This is a genomic window from Acinetobacter entericus, from assembly GCF_026168575.1.
Lineage (GTDB): Bacteria > Pseudomonadota > Gammaproteobacteria > Pseudomonadales > Moraxellaceae > Acinetobacter > Acinetobacter bouvetii.
Window position 1 is genome coordinate 141,670 of the sequence record NZ_JAPEQW010000003.1, and the last position, 20,132, is coordinate 161,801.

Here is a 20,132-nt window from a genome sequence, read left to right on the forward strand (position 1 = left end):
ATGTTAAGTAATCAACACTTTATGCCTGAGTTACAGGAATACGTAACTCTTTTGGCAAACTAAAAGTGATATTTTCTTCACGGCCTGCCAGCTCCTGCGGCGCCGCAGCTCCCCAATCCTGCAAACGCTGAATCACCTGCTTAATTAAAATTTCCGGCGCAGAGGCGCCTGCAGTGACACCAATTTTGGCAGTTTCAGTGAACCATTTCTGCTCAAGCTGATCCGCATTGTCCACTAAATATGCATGCTTGCCCATCCGCTCCGCCAACTCACGCAGACGGTTTGAGTTCGATGAATTTGGCGAACCCACCACCAAAACCACGTCACATTGCGCAGCCAAATCGCGGACAGCATCCTGGCGATTTTGCGTGGCATAGCAAATATCATCTTTACGCGGCCCCTGAATCAGAGGGAATTTGGTACGCAATGCATCAATCACTTTAGCCGTATCATCGATAGACAAAGTCGTTTGCGTCACAAAAGCCACTTTGGCTGGGTTTCGGACATTTAGGCCCGCCACATCTGCTTCATCTTCTACCAAATAGATCGAACCTCCATTTTTGGTATCGTATTGCCCCATAGTGCCTTCGACTTCCGGATGACCTTCATGACCAATCAAAATCGCCTCTACGCCTTCGCGCGCATACTTGGTGACTTCAATATGCACCTTGGTGACCAACGGGCAGGTTGCATCAAACACTTTCAAGCCGCGCCGCTCCGCTTCCTGCTGGACTGCTTTGGATACACCATGCGCGCTGAAAATCACAATATTGTCATCCGGAACTTCATCCAGCTCATCCACAAAAATAGCGCCGCGCTGACGCAGGTCATCGACCACAAATTTGTTATGCACCACTTCATGACGCACATAAATCGGCGGATTAAAGCATTCAAGGGCGCGGTTCACAATCGCAATTGCTCGGTCGACACCTGCACAAAAACCACGGGGATTAGCCAATACAATTTCCATAGAACCCTCAATGTTCAAATCAATGCGCAAACGATTTTAAAATAAATGCCAACAAAAAGACGCTTGGCTATTTTGTTTGCAGGTCGTCTGCTCTAAAATAGAGAAGATATTTTATCATATCAGGAAAAATATCATGTCGGGTCTCTTGTTTGTCGTTTCTGCAGCGTCAGGAACAGGCAAAACATCTCTTGTTAAAGCCCTACTTGAACGTGTCAATAATCTGCATGTTTCCGTTTCCCATACGACCCGCGGCCAGCGCCCTGGCGAACTTGACGGCGTTCATTATCACTTTTCAACCAAAGAAGACTTTTTGGCATTGGTTCAAGAAGGCGGATTTATTGAATATGCTGAAGTTTTCGGCAACTATTACGGTACTGCCCAGCGCACAGTAAAAGAACAGCTGGCAAAAGGCCACGATGTCTTGCTTGAAATTGACTGGCAAGGCGCCGAACAGGTCCGCAAGCTTTTTCCTGAATCCAAACAAATTTTTATTTTGCCGCCTAGCCAGTTTGATTTGCGCCAGCGCCTATCCAACCGCGGCACAGACTCTGTCGAAGTGATTGAACACCGCCTCAGCTGCGCTGTTGAAGACATGCAGCAGTATGTGAATTTTGATTTTGTCATTATTAATGATGACTTCAATAAAGCATTGCATGATCTTGAAGCTGTCATCATTGCCAACCGCCTGGTACTGAAACAGCAGTCTGAGCGCCATCAGGATTTAATTCAAAAACTGATTACCCCGACCAGTGTTTTGTGATTAAAACTTGAGTCTGCAGGCAAAGCCTTTTATACTGCGCAGTCTGTTCAAATTTACTATTCAAACGAGAATTCTTATGGCACGCGTAACCGTTGAAGATTGTTTAGACCATGTAGACAACCGCTTTGAGCTTGTACTAGTGGCAAGCAAACGCGCGCGTCAATTGGCACGTCAAGGCATTGAGCCGACTGTAGAATGGGATAACGACAAGCCTACAGTGGTTGCATTGCGCGAAATTGCTGAAGGCCACGTATCTAAAGACATTTTGAAACAGCGTGATCAAGACTATCAGGCATCTAGCTTGGATCTTGCGCTTTCTGCAAACAACTTGAATTTAGACGGTTTTTCTTTCTAACAAGATGATCCGGTCAAAAAGCCTAGTTTTATACTAGGCTTTTTTTATGGTTCGATCTTTTATATTTGCGCAAGAACAGTTATAAAGAAAGCCTAAATTTGGTTTTCCTGCTATTTTTTTCACTTTTTTTTACTGAAAAAATTGACAAGTTATGCAATATGCATTTCATTAGAGGATTAACCATTTCATTTGTAATTCAGCAGTAAAAGGTGTTCTATGCCAGGCCCAGAGGTCAGCCAAGCCAAGCAGCAGCTCAAAATAATTATCGACGCTTATCTTTCAGAAAGCGATGTCGAACGTGTGCTTGAAGCTTGCGATTATGCTGATGTGGCGCATGACGGCATTACCCGCAAAAGCGGTGACCCCTATATTCTACACCCCATTGCAGTCAGCTGCATTTTAGCGCATATGCGCCTGGATGCAGAAACGCTGATGGCAGCCCTGCTGCACGATGTCATTGAAGACACCGAATTCAATAAAGAAGATATTGCTGAACGCTTCAGCAAAACTGTCGCTGAACTGGTCGATGGCGTAACCAAACTGAGCCATTCCAGTGACAAAGAATACAATAAAGCCGCTTCTTTTCGAAAGATTCTGCAAGCCACCCTGCAAGACCCGCGTGTCATTATTATTAAACTGGCTGACCGCTATCACAACATGACCACCCTAGGCGCGCTGCGGCCTGATAAGCGCGCCCGCATAGCGCAAGAAACCTTTGAAATTTTTGTTCCAATGGCGCGTCTGGTCGGCATGAATGAAATGGCCGACAACCTTGAGCATCTCTGCTACCAAAACTTAGATTTGGATATGTATAACAATGTTCAGGATGCCCTGCTGAAAACCAAGCCCAAACGCTGTGAATATCAAACTAAATGGGAAAACAACTTAACTTCCCTTCTGCAAGAGCATAAAATTGCCGGCCGCATCAAAAAGAAAAACAACAATATTGAATTGCTGCGCCACTTCGTCAAAAATGACATTGACCTGCAAGAGCTGACTCACAGTCACGCCTTTGAGATTATCCTGCAAAGCATTGCCGACTGTGACCGGCTTGCTGAAATCTTGCGCAACAGCTTTCAAGTGCTGCACTATGAAGACCATATCCGCCGTCCACTGCCTGGCGGCAACCAATCACTGATGATGCGCTTAAAAGGCGAAAAGACCACACTGTCACTCACTATTCAAACCGAACTTATGCGCAAAGCCGCCCGCTTCGGTGTTGTTTTAGGTGAGAATGCGCCGCAGGCTTGCCGCTCCGCCATTCAGGCGTCTATGCAGAATCTGAATGTACTGGTTGACGGTGAATGCGCCAAAACCACGTTCAATGACCTGCTGGATTATCTGCATCAAGAAAAAATTTGGGTCTACACCCCGCATGGCCATTTGCATGAATTGCCTCAAGGCGCGACAGCAGTCGATTTTGCCTATTCTGCCAGCTTATTCCTCGGCAACCATGCCGTAGGCGCAAAGATCAATGGCGAAACCAAACCGCTGTCCACGCCTTTGCAAAGCGGCCAGGTAATTGAAATTATCACCGATGTGCTTGCAACACCCAACCCAGACTGGCTGAGCTTTATCAATACGCAAAAGGCGCGCCGCGCGCTGCAAAATATTTTGCGCGATCAGGATTTAGATGAACAGCGCCTTGTCGGCCAGCAAGCGCTGAATCGCGCCTTAAAGCTGTTTAACCGCTCTATCAAAGATCTCACTCAATCCGACTGGGAAAACGTTCTGGAATGGCGGCACATTAACAGCCCAGACGACCTCTATGAGCAAATAGCCGTTGGTGATTTGCTGCCGCAGCTGGTGGCAAATCATTTATTTGCGCAAGATGCGCCACGGGAAGTCGCAGCATCTGACCGTTTGATTCAAGGCACGGAAGGCATTGATGTTAAGTATGCACACTGCTGCAATCCGGTGCTCGGCGATCCGATTCAAGGGCATTTATCCCGACGCGGGCTGATTGTTCACCGCTCCCGCTGCCATAATCTTTTGCATGAGCAGCATCTGCATCCGGAGAACATTATGCCGCTGCAGTGGAATACCGAAAATACGGATGAAATCAGTTTCAGCGCCTATCTCAGCATCAATATCAATATGAATGATGAACAGGTGTCTGAACTGATTTATCAATGCCGTAAAGAAAAAGTCGGGGTGGAGTCCGTCCGCCCCCATGACGGCAAGACCTATGTCAACATCGTCGTACACAACCGCAAGCAAATCGCCGAAGTCATCCGCAATCTGCGCATGCATTTCGGATTCCCCCGCATTGCGCGCCTTGCCCAGCCCCTCAATACGGCTGAAACCTCTATTGCCAGCTAATTATTTCGATAAAGCGCACTCGATCGTGTCAGATCGGGTATGATGTCTGCATAAGATATAAGGAGAAATCAATGCCTCGCCAAGTAATCCATACTGAAAATGCCCCCGCCGCAATCGGCACTTATTCTCAAGCCATTCTGGTTGGAAATACCTTGTATCTTTCAGGCCAAATTGGCTTAGATCCATACAGCATGGAACTGGTAGACGGTATTGAAGCGCAAATCCGCCGCGTATTTGACAACCTCAAAGCCGTTTGTGAAGCCGCCGGCGGGACTTTAGCCGATATCGCCAAACTGAATATCTTTCTAACTGACTTATCCAACTTCCAGCTGGTCAACCAAATTATGGGCGAATATTTTGCTCAGCCCTACCCTGCGCGCGCAGCTCTCGGTGTGGCGAGCCTGCCCAAAGATGCACTGGTAGAAATGGATGGTATCGTCATTATTAATCAATAAGTTACATAATAAAATTAAAGTTCTAGCTTTATATTTTCACTATAAATTATGAGCCGCCCTTGAGCGGAAATTCGAGCAATACTCAAATTTCCGCTCAGGCGGTGTTTTTTTATTCAGGATTCCAATCAGATTCATTGCTTTTTAAAATGATTTTTATTGACAAACGATAATAATTATCAATAATATTACTTATCCTATTTAAACTATCTGGCTGTAAATCCATGTACGTTTGTTTGTGCCGCGGTATTACTGATCAAGACATTAAAGATGCGGTCGCCAATGGCGCTGAGAGCTACCGTGAAGTGCGCGATATGCTTGATTTAGGCACCTGCTGTGGCCGTTGCGCCCCAGAAGCCCGCGCAATTATCAGTGATGAAGTCTCGCAAATTGCGGCCCGTTTAGCCATCGCCGCTTAAGCGCATTAACTAATATTCAAAATTCAACCCAATAATCATAATGACAACACCAATGGTCTGATGATCATTCCTCCTCCCCCGCTTTGACTCTAAGCGGGTTTTTATTTTATGCATGCCGGGCTGTATTCCGGAGCAATCGTTTTTGATTGCGATTTTCATTTGCTGTTCAATAAATTACTCGCCAACACCCTGCTTCTTGTTTAAGATATTTCTAAGACTGAAATTTTCCAGCCCGCATATTTTATTCAGGGCCTTATGTTTGATGGAGCAAATGCAATGAAAGGCAATCGTGATGTAATTAATCAGTTAAATCAGGTGCTCTATCATCATTTAACTGCAATCAACCAGTATTTCCTGCATTCACGCATGTTTAATGACTGGGGCATTGAACAGCTGGGCTCTGCTGAATATAAAGAGTCCATCCGTCAAATGAAGCATGCGGATAAAATTATTGAACGCATTCTTTTCCTGGAAGGATTGCCGAATCTGCAGCACTTGGGCAAGCTTTATATTGGCCAGCATACGCTTGAAGTACTCAACTGCGATGTACGCAAAGTCAAAGAAAATATTGAAGCCATTCAAAAGGCCGTAGCGCTTGCTGAAGAGCAGCTAGACTATGTTACCCGTGATTTAGTCCAAGAAATTCTAGAGAAAGAAGAAGAGTATTTAGACTGGACTACGACACAACTGGATCTAGCTGAGACCGTAGGTCTTGAGAATTATATTCAGAGTCGGATTTAACAGATAGTTTGATAAAAAACCTGCTGATGTGGGTTTTTTATATTTATCCTATACCAAAGAACGCTGTTTGAAATATTAAGCATTATAAATAAAGTTTCGGTATGATATATAGTAACAAGCATCAATTTTTCAATAAATAACATATCTCAGTAATTATTGTTAAACTTATTTAATCACACATTTGATCGATTTTACCCGAGCACTTAATGCCTACAAAAAAAACAATATTAGTACTAGCATCGACATATCCGCGCTGGTCTGGAGACCATGAACCTGGTTTTATACATGAACTAAGCAAAAGATTAACCTCTGAATTTAATGTTATTGCACTTGTACCTGATGCAGTAGATTCAGACGTTGATGGAGTACTCGATGGCGTAGAGGTAATTCGATATCGCTATGCACCTAAGGGATTACAGTCTTTGGTTAATAATGGAGGCATCGTTAATAATTTAAAAACTTATAGATGGAAATGGCTTCTGATTCCTGGCTTTATTTTAGGCCAATATTTAGCAATTAGAAAAATTTTAAAAGAACATAAAATTGATGTAATTCATGCACATTGGCTAATTCCGCAAGGTTGGATTGCATGTATTCTCGCTCAAGCATATAAGATCCCCTTTGTTGTGACTTCACATGGAGGTGATTTATTTGGGCTGCAAGGTAACACCTTAACAAAAGTCAAAAAAATAGTGGCAGAACAAGCAACTGCAATGACTGTTGTCAGTCAAGCGATGGAGGAATATTTAGCTCAAGTCTCCATTAAACCTAAAATATTACAAGTGATTCCTATGGGTGTAGATTTAAAAAATCGTTTCACCCCCAATTTAAAAGTTCGCAGAAATACCCATGAATTACTTTTTGTTGGCCGTTTAGTCCCAAAGAAAGGTCTAAATTATTTACTTCTCGCTTTACCACATTTACTTAAAGAACACCCTAATTTAAACCTAAATATTGCTGGCTTTGGTCCTGAAGAATTAATACTAAAACAACAAGTTAAAGCTTTAGGTCTTAAAAACCATGTTAAATTTCTTGGCGCACTAGCTCAAGAACAATTACCTGAACTTTATCAAAAAGCTACACTTTTTGTTGCCCCATTTGTTCGAGCTGATAATGGCGATCAAGAAGGGCTACCTGTTGCGCTTATGGAAGCAATTGGTACTGGATGCCCTGCTATTGTGGGACATGTTGCAGGTATTGAAGATTTATTAGGTGCAGAGATTCAACAAATTGCAGTTAACCCTAGCAATACTCAAGAGTTGGTGAATGCCATATCAGAAGCACTAAAATACCCTGCAATTGCCCAAGCAAGAGCCATACATATTAGGAAAAATGCAATCGACTTGATAGATTGGGAAAGTATCTCAAAAAAATATGCAAATATTTTACATATGAGTATTGCCTGTTTTTCTCAAAATAAATAATGTTATGACAGTCTAAAAGATTCCTTAAGAGATGAAATATGAGGTTCGATTTGTTGAATCACCCCAGTCCAATCCTCTATAAAAACATGATTTTGCACTGGGCTTTGAATCTGTTTCATCAATTTATTTGCCAAATCTTGAGCATTACCAGCTTCAAATAACGATTGTGGTGTTTGTTTAAATAAATAATTCATCTCCCCTACATTCGCAACAACAACAGGTAATTGACATGCCAACATTTCATAGGCTTTTTGGGGAAAACAATAGCGCCCAAAAGGCGTATCTAAAATTGAGATGATACCAACATCCAAAGCCTGAAATAGCATTGCAATTTTTGAATGTGTTAATGAACCTAGATAATGAACTCTCTCGCCTTCTGGTGGTGGGCAGTTATCATTATATGGGCCAGCAATGACCAAATGTACATTCGGCATATGTTTTTCAATAATTTTCCAGGCTTGGTAAATCACATCAACCCCCTTATCACGATACAACCCACCTGCCGTACCAATATAAATACAATCAGACTGTAGACCTAATAACTTTTTTGCTTCAGATTTATTATTTGATACAAATATTTTAGTATCTACTGTACTCGGCATCGATATAACTTTACCTTGGGCCCCATAAGCATGTTTCACTAATTCAGCTAAGGGTTGGCTTGTTGTTGTTATGAGATCCGCCCGACATACTGCCTTGCGTAAAAGCGTTTTCATACCTAGAATTTTAGCTTGACCAAATCCTTCAAAATTATCATAAAGATCAGCTACAAATGGAATATTTAACTTTCTAGCACACCATGCCCCCCATGCAATGTGAGGAATATCTGAAGCAGCAACAATTACATCTGGTTGAATTTTTTTTAGCCGCTGTAAAAGTAAAATCGGGTAAGTGATCAACCCAACTTTTTTCACGCCTTTATAACTTTTTGAATGCCAAACCAATGTTTTAGACTCATTAGACTCATCCCAACGCCCTTCAGAATGAGATTGATAACTCAAACAAAAACATTCTACATGATGTCCTAACAATGCTAATTGATTTGGTATCTCATATAAACGGGCATATTTATCCAGTATTACATCTTTAGACATATATTGCCGTTTACATAAGAATGCTATTTTCAATTATTTTCTCACTAAAATTTTATCAGCTGCATTTAAGGCAGCGCCTACAACCTGATCCATATTATAATATCGATATTCAGCTAAACGCCCAACAAAGGTTACCCTCTCTTCAGCATCTGCTAAAGCTTTATACTTCTTAAATAGAACCTCATTTTCATCTCGTGGAATCGGGTAGTATGGGTCACCATCTGCTGTTGGATATTCCCTTACAATAGAAGTGGATGAGTGCATTTGCCCAGTTAGATGTTTAAATTCGGTAATACGCGTATATTCATAATTATTTGGATAATTTACTGTTCCAACAGACTGATACCATTCTTGAGATGATAAATGTTCATGTTCAAAGCGTAATGATCGATAAGGTAAATGGCCAAATTTAAATTCGTAAAAAGCATCAATCGGCCCTGTATAAACAATATGATCAAATATGAGATTAGATTTTAAAATATCTGTAAATTCTGTAGACAATTGAATTTTAATATTTGGATGATCTAATATATTCTCAAACATAACTGTATAGCCATGTAAAGGCATTGCTTGATAAGTATCGGTAAAGTATCGGTCATCTGTATTGGTACGTGTTGGAATACGTGCCGCCACACCTGCTTTTAGTTTAGATGGATCTAAACCCCATTGTTTTTTGGTGTAGTTTAAGAAGAACTTTTCATATAAATCTCGACCGACTGAATTAAGTACAACATCTTCACTGGTTAGTACTTTTTCTTTGGGTTCACGTACTTTTTCAAAATATTCAGATGCTTGTTCTTCTGTTAAATCTAAATCATAAAGTTGATTTAAAGTATCACGATTAATGGGAAATGGATATTCTTTTCCATCCACGACACCACGGACACGATGTTCATATTGATACCATTCAGTATATTTCGAAAGATAGTTAAAAATTCTTTCACTATTAGTATGGAAAATATGCGGGCCATATTGATGAATGAGAATGCCATGTTGATCTTTTACATCAAAAGCATTACCTGCAATATGTTCACGTCTATCGACAGCTAATATTTGATGCCCAGCTTCCGCAAGCTCTCTTGCAACAACTGATCCAGCAAAACCAGCACCAATAATCAAAATGTTCATTTGCTAAATAAATCCTCGTTGCTCATGACGCTTTCCACCTTTTTTAAGCAAACCATCATATACCCCAAAAAAATATGCCTTTAACTGTTGATATTTATTTTTTTCAATAGTTAATGAGATTAAGAGTCTAAAAAAAATACTTGGTAATGTTAGTAAATAAAGTCTAATGCCAAAATATTTCTTGGCTATAAAAATTCTATTTCTAGTATCGTAATATCGTTTCCAAGGTGGCAAGGATACATAATTAATTGTTCTTCCCAAAACATTAAACTCTTGATACACAGCCTTTGGATGATCAATATAACTATTCCCGCAAATAAATATTTTAAAACCATTCTCTTGAGCACGCATACAATATTCAGTATCATCTGCTGCTATAAAATAAGATGTATCAGGCAACTTAATACTTTTATAAATCTCTTTACTCGTTAAAAAACCAAGAAATGGAAGACTTTGAACTTCGGATATTTCAGGTACTTCTTCTTTTAAATTAACAGATCTATTTTCTGAAATTAAGTATGTTTTCCATGCAGTATACTCTCCATTGATTGCCAATGAACCATAGATATGCTTTGAAGTTGCATATTTCATCAAATTTTCAAGTGCTTTAGGATGAGGCATTGCGTCATCATCCATCATCCAAACATAATCAGCACCATTATCAAAAGCGTATTTCATTCCAGTTGAAAAGCCACCTGCCCCACCAATATTTTCATCCAAATTAATTAATGTTATTTTACTATTTTCAAGTAAATTGGATTTCTTTATAAACCCTACTGTTCCGTCAGTAGATGCATTATTAATAACCAAAATCCTAGATGGCGTCAATGTTTGTAACTCTAAAGCTTTAATACACTCTACAAGTAATTCTTTACGATTATACGTCACAACAAGTGCATTAATATTCATATAAAAACTCTCAAAAAAAGCATCATCCATCAGTAGTGGTTTGGTCGTAATAGTTTTTTTAATTTATAACCCAATAAATATTTTAATGCCGGAAATCTTGCTGCATGAGCACGATGTGTAATAGAACCATAACGAATAACTAATCTAAACATAGAAAAATTAATGTAACTATTAACCCATTTATTCCATGCCAGAAAAGCTACTAAAATAAAATCGTGATGTTTGCTTGGAATTAATAGGCATGCTTTAAGATGCTCTTGATCCGCTTTCAATGCTTTTTCCTTTGATCCTTTTAATTTTTTTCTAATATGAGCTGTAGCAGAATCACCATGTTGACGCCAATCAACAAGTACTTCATCTAAATATATAATGGATCCGTTCTCGGCCGCCAAAAAAGATAGTATCCAATCTATATAAGGAGCTATATCCAATCTAACATTAAAATTAAGAAGATCTCTACGGAATAGCATTGTATGTCCCAATACGGTTGCGCAAAATAATAAATTTCTAGAATCTGACCCAGAAATCATACTCACTGTATCTGAAAATCTCTTCCCTAAAGATTTGTTATGTTCATTAATAAACCTATTATTACAATAAGTAAGTGTTGCATCACCTATAGATTCATAGAGACGGCTTGTTTTATTTTGATACCAAATATCATCTTGATCACAAGGAGAAATAAACTCCCCCTTACATGCCATAAATACACGTATAAAATTATGGACATAGCCTAGATTTTTCTCACGAGGTAAAAGTTTAATTCGATCATCATTCACAGCATAATGCTGTAATATTTCCCAAGTACGATCACTAGAACAATCGTCTGAGATAACTATTTCTAAGTTAGGATAGTCTTGAGACAACAAAGAATCCATTTGTTGTACAAGAAACTTTTCGCCATTAAAGGTAGCTAATGCAATAGAAATTAATGGATAAATAATGGTAACAACTCCCTATTCCACTGAAATAATTATATAACAATATCAAACTACAAAAAATATTACAGCTTATTTAAGTAAGCTCAATTAGTGCACATAATAAGTAATAATCATGATGAATTATAATCTAATGATAAGGCAATAGAGCGCTCTAGCACACCATAATTACTTCATAACGATTGGACTATTTAAGTAATAAGCATCTGAGTATATTGATTAGTTTTAATTCCTCATTCTGATATTCTAAAGTATAATATTTCCCATACATACATCTCTCTACTATATAAAATATAGATAGTATTTCTGTTAGATTCATCACACTTAAGATAAAAAAATCAAACATGATTAACAAAAAATCTACGCCAAGATTTTTTATCAGTAACAAACATGCCATCTCTAGAGTACAAACATTTTGTTTGATATGATCACATACTTAGCACTAGATTTCGGATTAGTATAATGAATGTTCCTCCCACCTCCCACTATTATATTGGGTCTAGATCAGAAATCGTAGCCTTTCTACCAGAACGCTACACTCGTGTACTAGAAATTGGTTGTGGCGAAGGTGGATTCCGATCAAATTTAAGGTCAGATTGTGAATATTGGGGTATCGAACCGGTAATATCAGTTGCAAATATAGCAGCACTAAAAATAAATAGAGTACTGACTGGTACTTATGAATCTGTTAAAAATGAACTACCCGATGCTTATTTTGATTTAATTATTTGTAATGACGTAATTGAACACATGGTCAGTCATGATGAGTTTCTTAAAGAAATCCGCAATAAGATGACTTTTGATGGCTATATCATAGGCTCTATTCCAAACATTCGCTATTTACCTGTTCTGTACTCACTAATACTTAAAAAAGACTGGAAATATGAACCATATGGTGTTCTTGACCGTACACACTTACGTTTTTTTACAAAGCGAAGCCTTCGTAGAGCCTTTTTAGAGCATCAATATGACATTGACGTTTTGACTGGTATTAATCCAATAACCACAACAAGATATCGTTATATATGGCCATTATTCAAGATTTTATTGGGCCTCTTATTTGGATGGGATATTATGTTTACTCAATTTGCCTTCCGAATAAAACAGAATCAATAGATACCACCTACGATTTTTAAAAAATTAACCCTAAATACATTATACAATATCTATTAACTTGAAGAGGCGTTGCTGCATAAAGACTTGAAAGACAGAGCTACTCTAAATACCCCGAATTTAAGTGACAACTTGGGTATGAGGTCTACTTAATTCTGTGAATTTATTCAAGACCGTTACACGTGCATGAGTCTCATTCACCTGATTAGGAAAACTCCTTGCTGGACTGCTCCCAGTATCCTAGACAAATTTAGTCTATTCTTTTTGCATAGGAGAGGACCAATTTGTTGTCCAATAGATTTTAGCTATGGGTTTATTCATTTTGAAATTATATTGATGAATAAACCTCTCATGTTTGGTTTGCGCAACCAAGCCATTTGAAGAAGCAACTCCCCCACCCCATTCACATCATGAGCTGGCGACTCTATTGTAGTAATTTTTCAACATAAAAAGCCATCACTTGGCAGGGAAAATTAGTGAACTACAATGATTAGCATCAAAATAATTAAAGAGATGATTCACAAAAATGAAGAAAAAAAAACCTCTATATTATTAATAAGACACGACAACTGAAATCAATAACAGGTAAATAAAGATATTAACTGGAACACACAAACATTCACAATAAATTACAATACAAGATCAATTATATTAAAATAAAAAAATATAAACACTCACTCATAAAATTAACAAATCTTTAAACTAATTTATAAAATAAGCCTAAATACAAAACATTTAAAATTTTAATAATAAATATAATATTACCAATATCAAAAGAGATCATAATAAATTAACTAATCCATAATCTATCATCGTTTTTAGCTTTAAATACTGGCAATATAGCTTACTACATATTAGTTGAGTATTTTGCGACAACCTTTGCTGTTGAATCTAACCATGCATATCCATATTTTCTATCTGGCTCAAGATGCGCACCCTCAGCCCATTCATTCCATGCATTAATAAATACTAATGAATCAATAGATCGTGATGCCCGTTTAGACTCAATAGCAGAATCAAAAGCACAACCAAGCCATTTTTGATACATTTTTGTATCGCCTCCTTGGAAAATAAGCCCATTATCAGGCTTTCTTGCCGTATTATCCCAAGATGGAAAAACTGTTCGATAACACGGGAATGAATATTTTCTAAGTGTTGTTTCTGACGCAACAATTGAGTAATAGCACCTTGTTGCTCCACTAAACTTTGGATTAAATAATCTTAAAAGTGGCTTATGTATTTTCATTGACAAGGTTTGATGAGGCGGAAATTCAACACCTGCGTCAAAGCCATAAATAGATGGATCGATAAGATCGTAAGTCAATGCTGCAACTAAATGAATCTCTCCAATTCCACAATCTCTACAGTATTTTCTCCAAAACTCAACAGTAGCAGCCGGATCTGGCAATAATAATATTCTATAAATGATAAGAAGAGGACGCCCATTAACTCGAATGTATCTTGGATCCCGTAATATATGCTCGATATCACGAATAAAAGACAAAGCGAAGTCTGATGAATAACTTTGCTTCATTAAAACTTCATTTTCTAAACCATCCCAACGCCTTGTCCAGTTTTCATTTGCCCAACAAATACAAAATGGAAAATCAAGATTTTTATCTGCTAGGATTTCATTTAAGGGCTTTTCCAGTAATCTTGCCCCATCAAACCAGTAAAAGTGATAGCAAAACCCATATATTCCATAATTTCGCGCAAGTTCAATTTGTGCTTTCTGTATTTCTTTTATACGTAAATCATAAAACCCAAATTCACCCGGCAAATGTGGTTGATAATGACCATCAAACTGAGGTATTGCCTTTGATACGTTAGTCCACTCAGTAAAACCCTTCCCCCACCAAAGATCGTTTTCAGGGATTGGGTGAAATTGAGGTAAATAGAAAGCAATTGTTTTTACTGGGCATTTATCAATATCAATATCTTTTTCATCATAAGCTACATATAGGGAATTGTGTCCGTCATGATCCATACCACTGCTATCTAGAAGCTGAGATCGAAGAGATCCAGTCCTACCTAAACTTAAGGAACTAACATCATAACTAATCAACCATTTTCTAGCTGTACTAAAACCATATCTATTTATCAATTTCAAAACGAAGATCAGAAACGAAAAACCTCGCTTTTGAAAAGCTTTAAATATGTTTCGAAACAACATAACTACCTCAATTTCAAACTACTACCAAATACTTACTATATAAACATTATAATATTCTATTTTTATTCGCTATAAAATAAATTTTCAAAAAAAAATGCGAATAAAATATTCACCGCATATATAATAATCTCATAGAGATCATAACTATGCATAATTCTTTCTCTTCATTGCATAATATTAAATAGCTATTTAAAAAATCCTTATTTTTTTTGGAAATTATAATTTAATTATATTAACGCACTTTTCTACAGCACTTTCGTTATGTGCAATAATAACCATTGTAATATCCCCATCTAAACCTTGAATTGCATCATTTACTGCTTGCTCTGTCTCATTATCCAAAGCACTAGTTGCTTCATCCATAAATAGAATTTGTGGACTTTTATATAATGCACGTGCTATTCCGACTCGTTGGCGCTGACCTCCTGACAACATAACGCCACGCTCTCCTACACAAGTGTTATATCCAAAAGCTAGTTTACTCTCAATAAAATCATCAATTTGAGCAATTTTTGCTACTTTTTTTACTTGTTCCAAGTTTATGTTTTTTTTGGGAATACCAAATGCAATGTTTTCGGCTATAGTTTTATCTGCCAAATAAATAAATTGAGGTACATAACCCACTAAATCTCGCCAAGCACTAATATTATCTAGAGTTAACTCGACATCATCAATATACACTTTGCCTTGTTGTGGGATAAGTAAACCTAACATGATATCCATGAGGGTACTTTTTCCAGTGCCACTTTTTCCAACAATACCCAAGCTAGAATTTTTTTTAACTCTCAAGCTAAAGTCGTTTAGGATTGGAGCCTCTTTTCGATTGGGATAAGCAAAACTAATATTTTCTAAACGTATGGAATTTTCAAATTTTAAATATTGATTACTATCTTTTCCTATACTCTCAAATTTATCTTTTTCTAATGCAAACTCAGGTTTAAGCACAGATAAGACTTGCTCGGCAAACTTAATTTGAGAAATAGAGCGATATATATTTTGTGCAGCAGGAAGCATGCGATACGCAGCAAAACCATATAATCCAAGCACAGGAAAAATATGTGAAACTTCTTTTCCAGAAACGACTAGAAGCATCGCCAAGCCAATTAAGCAGCCATAACCTACTGTTTCTATAACATTGAGTGGCACTTGTCCTAATGTTTCCTGTGTGGCGATATTCCGTGCAAATACACGTGATGATTGGTCAAATTTCTCAACATAACCTAGTTCCGCATTATTAATCATCACGTCTTTAATGCCCGCGAGGGCCTCTTGGCAGGTTTGATAACGCTCTTTGTTAGCTTGGGTAAACTCTAGCCCTATTTGGGTTATTTTTTTTCGTACTAGCATATAAATGCTAACATAAAACATACCTAACACAAAAGCTGTTGCAATAGCCATGAGCGGATCATATAGAAGAAGAATACCAACCATCGATAATAATACAACGCCATATGACATTAAAGTCAGGGCAGGTAATATCATCGTCCAAATCAGTTGATCAACTTCAGATAAAATATTTTTGACTAAGGTTGCGCTATTACGCTGAATAAAAAACTCATAGTTTTGTTGCAAATAAATTTTAAGTAGACGAGTCGCAAAATAGTGACGTTGCAAACTCGCAAAACGATTGACTGCATACTGAGTCACAATTTTAAATACTGTTGAGCATATAACAATGGTTAAAGATAAAAAGCCTAAATACAGTATAAAGTTTTGTTTATTCAAGGCCCCCGTAAAACCATATAGCAGTTTTAAATAGCGATTAGATTCAACAACTTCAGGATTAGACAATACAGCCAAAAATGGCATGATAGAGATCACACCAGCTGATTCAATAAAAGCCATCCCCATCACTAAAATAAAGACATAGAAGACTTTACGCTTATCTAATGGTGACAGAATTTCCCAAAGCTGTTTTAAACTACTAAACACATTTACCTACTTTTCTTTATACATCAACGCAGTAATCTGCTCTGAGATTAACCCCATAAGAAAAATCATGATACTTCCTGTATATAATAATGCACTCATATTAGTAAAACGCTTAAATTCATATAGCGTATATCCGTACCAGCTTGTAGCCAATAAAAATAATAATACAGAAAATGGTAAAAACATTTTTAATGGTGAATACAAAGTTGCAATTTTAAAAATAATTAAAAAAAAGCGAATACTATCTTTCATTGGATGAATATGGCTTTTTCCAATTCTTTTAGCCGCATGAATCGGAACATATGTTACAGAATATCCAGCCCGAAAAAATGCCATTGTACTTGTAGTTGGATATGAGAAACCATTTGGTAATAAGTAAATAAACTCTCTAAAATTTTCTGCACGAACCGCTCTAAAACCCGATGTTAAATCTTCGACATGATGTTCTGACATATATGTTGCTAAGTTGTTATATAGTTTATTAGCAATGCCTCGACCTACACTGGCTTGAGAACCACTCTGTCTCGCACCAACTACTAAATCGTAACCTTCATTAATTTTCACTAATAATCTAGGAATATCCTGTGGATCATGCTGTCCATCTGCATCCATGAATATAATTACATCGCCACATGCATTTCTAGCCCCTGTCTTTATTGCTGCGCCATTCCCCTTAGAATAAGGATGATCGATTACCTCTGCACCAGCATTTAAAGCAATTTGACGTGTCTGATCTTCAGAGCCATCATTCACAACTAATATTTGATCAATAATTTCTAAAGCTTTTATTCTTAGTATTGTTTCCCCAATTGCTCCTTCTTCATTTTTTGCCGGCAAAACAACGCTTATTTTCACGTTTTTAACACTCACTCTATTCTCTCAAGTACAATCAATCGGCTTATATTTACTTTCAACACCAGCAGATACCGTACATCCCCAAAGCCCATCTGCCTGTCTATTCAAGTATATAGATTTACCTTGTAAAACAGAAGATACATTACCGCTCAACACACATTCTAAAGCTGGTTGTGACACACCTGAAATTGGTGCAAATACTTTGTATTTACAATATTCAGATTTTTCATCAATAAACATATTATTAATTGTAAATTCACTTGAAGTTGCCCCATCATTCATAATTAATTCATACTGATTTTTTGCACCATTCAGTTCTGACAATGCGGCTATGAGTTGCGTTCTCGCCATATAGTTTTGATATGAAATAATTGCGATTGCCGATAAAATCCCAATAATTGCAACAACAATCATTAATTCGATCAAGGTAAAACCTTTATTTGTTGTCATACCCTTTACCACTTAAAAACAAAATATATAAAAATGAGTCAATTTTCGTGCCAAAATAAAATAAATATAAATCAATATCTTATTTTTGTTGTTTATTATTTATTGTTACTTTCTTCCCATTTTAAGAATAAACTTAAAAAAAAGGGCAGATTTAAAAACTATATCTGCCCCATAATTTTTTATTTTTTTATTTTTTCAATGCTTTGCAAGCAAGCCTGCTTAAAAGGTGACGATTCATTCGTCGCTCTTTTACAAACTTCATTTTCTGTAAAATGAATTACTTCTGAATATTTTCGTTGTTCCAAATAACGATCTACCTGAATTGAAGCGATCCAAGGCTGCGGCGAAAGTAACCACATTTTTTCTAAGTATTGATCCGCCGCTATAGAATCCTTTTCCAGCAATGCAATGCTATATAAATTTGTATATAAGCCTAAATGATTACCTACATTTAAACCAGATACTGGTGATTGCAAAAACTTTTTATTTAATTCCTTTAATACATCTAAGCTTAATAATTCACATTGTTTCTTTTCCACAGCATCCTGAAGGCTTGCTAAAGTATTTGGCACCCCAGCAACGGATCGTAAAGGCTTTCTATAGGCTAAAAGATATTCCTTTGTATATTGAACTTCACTGTTTAACCCCATACTGCAGCCAATTAACATTTGCTGCAAATAAGAATTTAAACAGTCAGGGCAATTTTTAGCATTCTCTTTCACAAACATTAAGGCATCTGGCTTGTTTCCATCCTCCAAAAGCTTTAAAGCCAAGTGTTCAGATGCCCGCATAGAGCCTTTTTGGTTATACTGCCAAGCATACGCTGCCAAATATTGATCACCCCAAGTTTTAGTAATTAATAAACTGCAAATACTCAGCCCTGCCATATACAGCATAAAAAGCATAGACATAAAAATCTGTGATTTTTTCCCATGAATTGAACTCATGCTATAAACAGCTGCGAAACATACAGCAAAGCTAGCTACATAGTTTCTATGTTCATAATACAACTCTAAACCAATAACTGTGGACTCTAATAAATGTGCAGTCAAAAACCATAAAATTGCGAAGCTAAAAACTTTATATTTTTGTCGCCAAAGTAAAGCCAATAAAATTAAAATAATAATTAAAACTGTACTAAAAGTACTGTATTTTGTTTCAAAAAATGATTGATTGTAAGGATAATTGTCATGAAATGGATTAAATGAATAAATATCTGGCACAAAAATTAGCCGTAAATAATCAACTAAAATTTGCGGCTCAGTAGTTATGCGTTCAATAAATGTATATGGCCGCGAAGCATAAATTTCTTCAGCATGCCAGACTGCATTTACAAGATAGAATAGGACTACTAGATAACAAAGACTTAAAGACGCCACTCTTAATTTACGGCCTTGCTGTATTGAATCGGATAAAGAAAAAACTGTTAATTCCAGCACCAATAGTAATAACGGCAGTAAAAGCCCATTTTCCTTACTAAACATAGCCAGTAAGGTAAATACTGTAATACAACCATATAAAAGAAAACTGCCTAATTTATAATTTTTCTGCTGATAATCTACACAATATAAATAGCTCAACACTCCTGCAAACACAAACATTCCGCTGAGTGATGCCATACGCTGCACAGCAATTAAATTAGTAGAAATATTTAACGGGAGAATCAGCCAAAAAAAACTGCTGAATAAAGCGAGAATTGCTATATAAGATGAATTTGGCTTTAAAAATTTGAATAATTTATAGCTGATACCATAAATAAGCAGGCCATTAATGAGATGTATAATTGTATTTATTCTAAAAAAATTCTCAGAATTATTCGGCCAGTCATTCACATTTAATAAAAAACTCAGCATAGAAATTGGCCGACCTAATGGGCCTGAAGTTTCATTCCAAATATATTGCCACGCTGATGAAAAATCTTTAACTGATGATAATTTCGAAAGAGGTCTAAAATCATCAAAATAAAAGGCACCTGAAAATCCAAAATGGTAGATCCAGTAAATAAAAATCAAACTCGCTAAAAATATGCTAAAAACTATTTTATTACTTTTTAAGATTTTCATATATTCTCTTTACCTACCAAATGCAAAAAAAAGA

The 20,132-nt window shown here is 37.0% G+C and carries 18 protein-coding genes and 1 pseudogene; 8 read left to right on the forward strand and 11 right to left on the reverse strand.

The annotated features are described in order from the left end of the window. Positions 1-19: 19 nt before the first annotated feature. Positions 20-970, reverse strand: a complete 951-nt coding sequence (ispH, locus tag OKC24_RS03620; RefSeq protein WP_265464813.1) for a 4-hydroxy-3-methylbut-2-enyl diphosphate reductase — start codon at positions 968-970, stop codon at positions 20-22. A gap of 133 nt (positions 971-1,103) precedes the next feature. On the opposite strand from ispH, the gene gmk reads away from it, so the two are divergent. The 7 genes from gmk (at position 1,104) to OKC24_RS03655 (ending at position 7,443) form a co-directional block, all read left to right on the forward strand. Further along, positions 1,104-1,730 carry a guanylate kinase gene (gmk, locus tag OKC24_RS03625; protein WP_130143974.1) on the forward strand — a complete coding sequence of 209 codons (627 nt, stop codon included), beginning with the start codon at positions 1,104-1,106 and terminating at the stop codon, positions 1,728-1,730. Positions 1,731-1,806: 76 nt separating this feature from the next. Continuing rightward, positions 1,807-2,085, forward strand: a complete 279-nt coding sequence (gene rpoZ, locus OKC24_RS03630; RefSeq protein WP_130143975.1) for a DNA-directed RNA polymerase subunit omega — start codon at positions 1,807-1,809, stop codon at positions 2,083-2,085. A 216-nt stretch (positions 2,086-2,301) separates the two neighbouring features. Then, positions 2,302-4,407, forward strand: a complete 2,106-nt coding sequence (locus OKC24_RS03635) for a RelA/SpoT family protein (protein ID WP_265464814.1) — start codon at positions 2,302-2,304, stop codon at positions 4,405-4,407. A 71-nt stretch (positions 4,408-4,478) separates the two neighbouring features. Beyond that, a complete protein-coding gene (gene ridA / locus OKC24_RS03640) occupies positions 4,479-4,862 on the forward strand; it encodes a deaminase RidA (protein WP_067669215.1) in 384 nt (127 codons plus the stop codon). 221 nt (positions 4,863-5,083) lie between these two features. After that, positions 5,084-5,278: a bacterioferritin-associated ferredoxin gene (locus tag OKC24_RS03645; protein WP_005013177.1), complete on the forward strand. Its 195-nt coding sequence runs from the start codon at positions 5,084-5,086 to the stop codon at positions 5,276-5,278. 276 nt (positions 5,279-5,554) lie between these two features. After that, a complete protein-coding gene (gene bfr / locus OKC24_RS03650; RefSeq protein ID WP_130143977.1) occupies positions 5,555-6,019 on the forward strand; it encodes a heteropolymeric bacterioferritin subunit Bfr in 465 nt (154 codons plus the stop codon). 206 nt (positions 6,020-6,225) lie between these two features. Then, positions 6,226-7,443, forward strand: a complete 1,218-nt coding sequence (locus tag OKC24_RS03655) for a glycosyltransferase (protein WP_130143978.1) — start codon at positions 6,226-6,228, stop codon at positions 7,441-7,443. A 2-nt stretch (positions 7,444-7,445) separates the two neighbouring features. Here OKC24_RS03655 and OKC24_RS03660 read toward each other — a convergent pair whose 3' ends face one another. The 4 genes from OKC24_RS03660 to OKC24_RS03675 are packed head-to-tail and all read right to left on the reverse strand — an operon-like array spanning position 7,446 to position 11,518. Then, positions 7,446-8,537 (reverse strand): glycosyltransferase family 4 protein, encoded by a 1,092-nt coding sequence (locus tag OKC24_RS03660; RefSeq protein WP_228257535.1) that lies wholly within the window; start codon positions 8,535-8,537, stop codon positions 7,446-7,448. A gap of 33 nt (positions 8,538-8,570) precedes the next feature. Next, positions 8,571-9,665 (reverse strand): UDP-galactopyranose mutase, encoded by a 1,095-nt coding sequence (gene glf, locus OKC24_RS03665; RefSeq protein ID WP_130143980.1) that lies wholly within the window; start codon positions 9,663-9,665, stop codon positions 8,571-8,573. Between the two features lie 3 nt (positions 9,666-9,668). Next, positions 9,669-10,574, reverse strand: coding sequence for a glycosyltransferase family 2 protein (locus OKC24_RS03670; RefSeq protein WP_165499129.1), 906 nt, complete (start codon positions 10,572-10,574; stop codon positions 9,669-9,671). A gap of 29 nt (positions 10,575-10,603) precedes the next feature. After that, a complete protein-coding gene (locus OKC24_RS03675; protein WP_130143982.1) occupies positions 10,604-11,518 on the reverse strand; it encodes a glycosyltransferase in 915 nt (304 codons plus the stop codon). 456 nt (positions 11,519-11,974) lie between these two features. Here OKC24_RS03675 and OKC24_RS03680 point away from each other — a divergent pair, with 456 nt between their 5' ends. Next, the gene (locus OKC24_RS03680; protein WP_130143983.1) at positions 11,975-12,628 is read left to right on the forward strand and encodes a class I SAM-dependent methyltransferase; all 654 of its coding nucleotides are present in this window, start codon (positions 11,975-11,977) and stop codon (positions 12,626-12,628) included. 117 nt (positions 12,629-12,745) lie between these two features. Here the strand turns inward: OKC24_RS03680 and OKC24_RS03685 are convergent. The 6 genes and pseudogenes from OKC24_RS03685 to OKC24_RS03710 form a co-directional block, all read right to left on the reverse strand. Beyond that, positions 12,746-12,847, reverse strand: a pseudogene (locus OKC24_RS03685) (IS5/IS1182 family transposase); the annotation flags it as partial. A gap of 625 nt (positions 12,848-13,472) precedes the next feature. Continuing rightward, a complete protein-coding gene (locus OKC24_RS03690; RefSeq protein WP_165381111.1) occupies positions 13,473-14,612 on the reverse strand; it encodes a glycoside hydrolase family 99-like domain-containing protein in 1,140 nt (379 codons plus the stop codon). Between the two features lie 402 nt (positions 14,613-15,014). After that, a complete protein-coding gene (locus OKC24_RS03695; protein ID WP_265464815.1) occupies positions 15,015-16,730 on the reverse strand; it encodes an ABC transporter ATP-binding protein in 1,716 nt (571 codons plus the stop codon). Between the two features lie 6 nt (positions 16,731-16,736). Further along, complete coding sequence (locus OKC24_RS03700) at positions 16,737-17,600, reverse strand: glycosyltransferase family 2 protein (RefSeq protein ID WP_228257536.1); 864 nt, start codon at positions 17,598-17,600, stop codon at positions 16,737-16,739. A 9-nt stretch (positions 17,601-17,609) separates the two neighbouring features. Continuing rightward, complete coding sequence (locus OKC24_RS03705; protein ID WP_130143986.1) at positions 17,610-18,035, reverse strand: pilin; 426 nt, start codon at positions 18,033-18,035, stop codon at positions 17,610-17,612. 179 nt (positions 18,036-18,214) lie between these two features. Then, entirely contained in the window at positions 18,215-20,098 is a 1,884-nt protein-coding gene (locus tag OKC24_RS03710) for a hypothetical protein (protein WP_130143987.1), read from the reverse strand. Between the last annotated feature and the right edge of the window lie 34 nt (positions 20,099-20,132).

Bases quoted from the DNA above. Each gene is read 5' to 3' on its own strand.
- gmk (WP_130143974.1), top strand. From the start codon at position 1,104: ATGTCGGGTCTCTTGTTTGTCGTTTCTGCAGCGTCAGGAACAGGCAAA.
- bfr (WP_130143977.1), top strand. From the start codon at position 5,555: ATGAAAGGCAATCGTGATGTAATTAATCAGTTAAATCAGGTGCTCTAT.
- OKC24_RS03645 (WP_005013177.1), top strand. From the start codon at position 5,084: ATGTACGTTTGTTTGTGCCGCGGTATTACTGATCAAGACATTAAAGAT.
- glf (WP_130143980.1), bottom strand. From the start codon at position 9,665: ATGAACATTTTGATTATTGGTGCTGGTTTTGCTGGATCAGTTGTTGCA.
- rpoZ (WP_130143975.1), top strand. From the start codon at position 1,807: ATGGCACGCGTAACCGTTGAAGATTGTTTAGACCATGTAGACAACCGC.
- ispH (WP_265464813.1), bottom strand. From the start codon at position 970: ATGGAAATTGTATTGGCTAATCCCCGTGGTTTTTGTGCAGGTGTCGAC.
- OKC24_RS03635 (WP_265464814.1), top strand. From the start codon at position 2,302: ATGCCAGGCCCAGAGGTCAGCCAAGCCAAGCAGCAGCTCAAAATAATT.
- OKC24_RS03655 (WP_130143978.1), top strand. From the start codon at position 6,226: ATGCCTACAAAAAAAACAATATTAGTACTAGCATCGACATATCCGCGC.
- OKC24_RS03660 (WP_228257535.1), bottom strand. From the start codon at position 8,537: ATGTCTAAAGATGTAATACTGGATAAATATGCCCGTTTATATGAGATA.
- OKC24_RS03680 (WP_130143983.1), top strand. From the start codon at position 11,975: ATGAATGTTCCTCCCACCTCCCACTATTATATTGGGTCTAGATCAGAA.
- OKC24_RS03690 (WP_165381111.1), bottom strand. From the start codon at position 14,612: ATGGATCATGACGGACACAATTCCCTATATGTAGCTTATGATGAAAAA.
- OKC24_RS03670 (WP_165499129.1), bottom strand. From the start codon at position 10,574: ATGAATATTAATGCACTTGTTGTGACGTATAATCGTAAAGAATTACTT.
- ridA (WP_067669215.1), top strand. From the start codon at position 4,479: ATGCCTCGCCAAGTAATCCATACTGAAAATGCCCCCGCCGCAATCGGC.
- OKC24_RS03710 (WP_130143987.1), bottom strand. From the start codon at position 20,098: ATGAAAATCTTAAAAAGTAATAAAATAGTTTTTAGCATATTTTTAGCG.
- OKC24_RS03705 (WP_130143986.1), bottom strand. From the start codon at position 18,035: ATGACAACAAATAAAGGTTTTACCTTGATCGAATTAATGATTGTTGTT.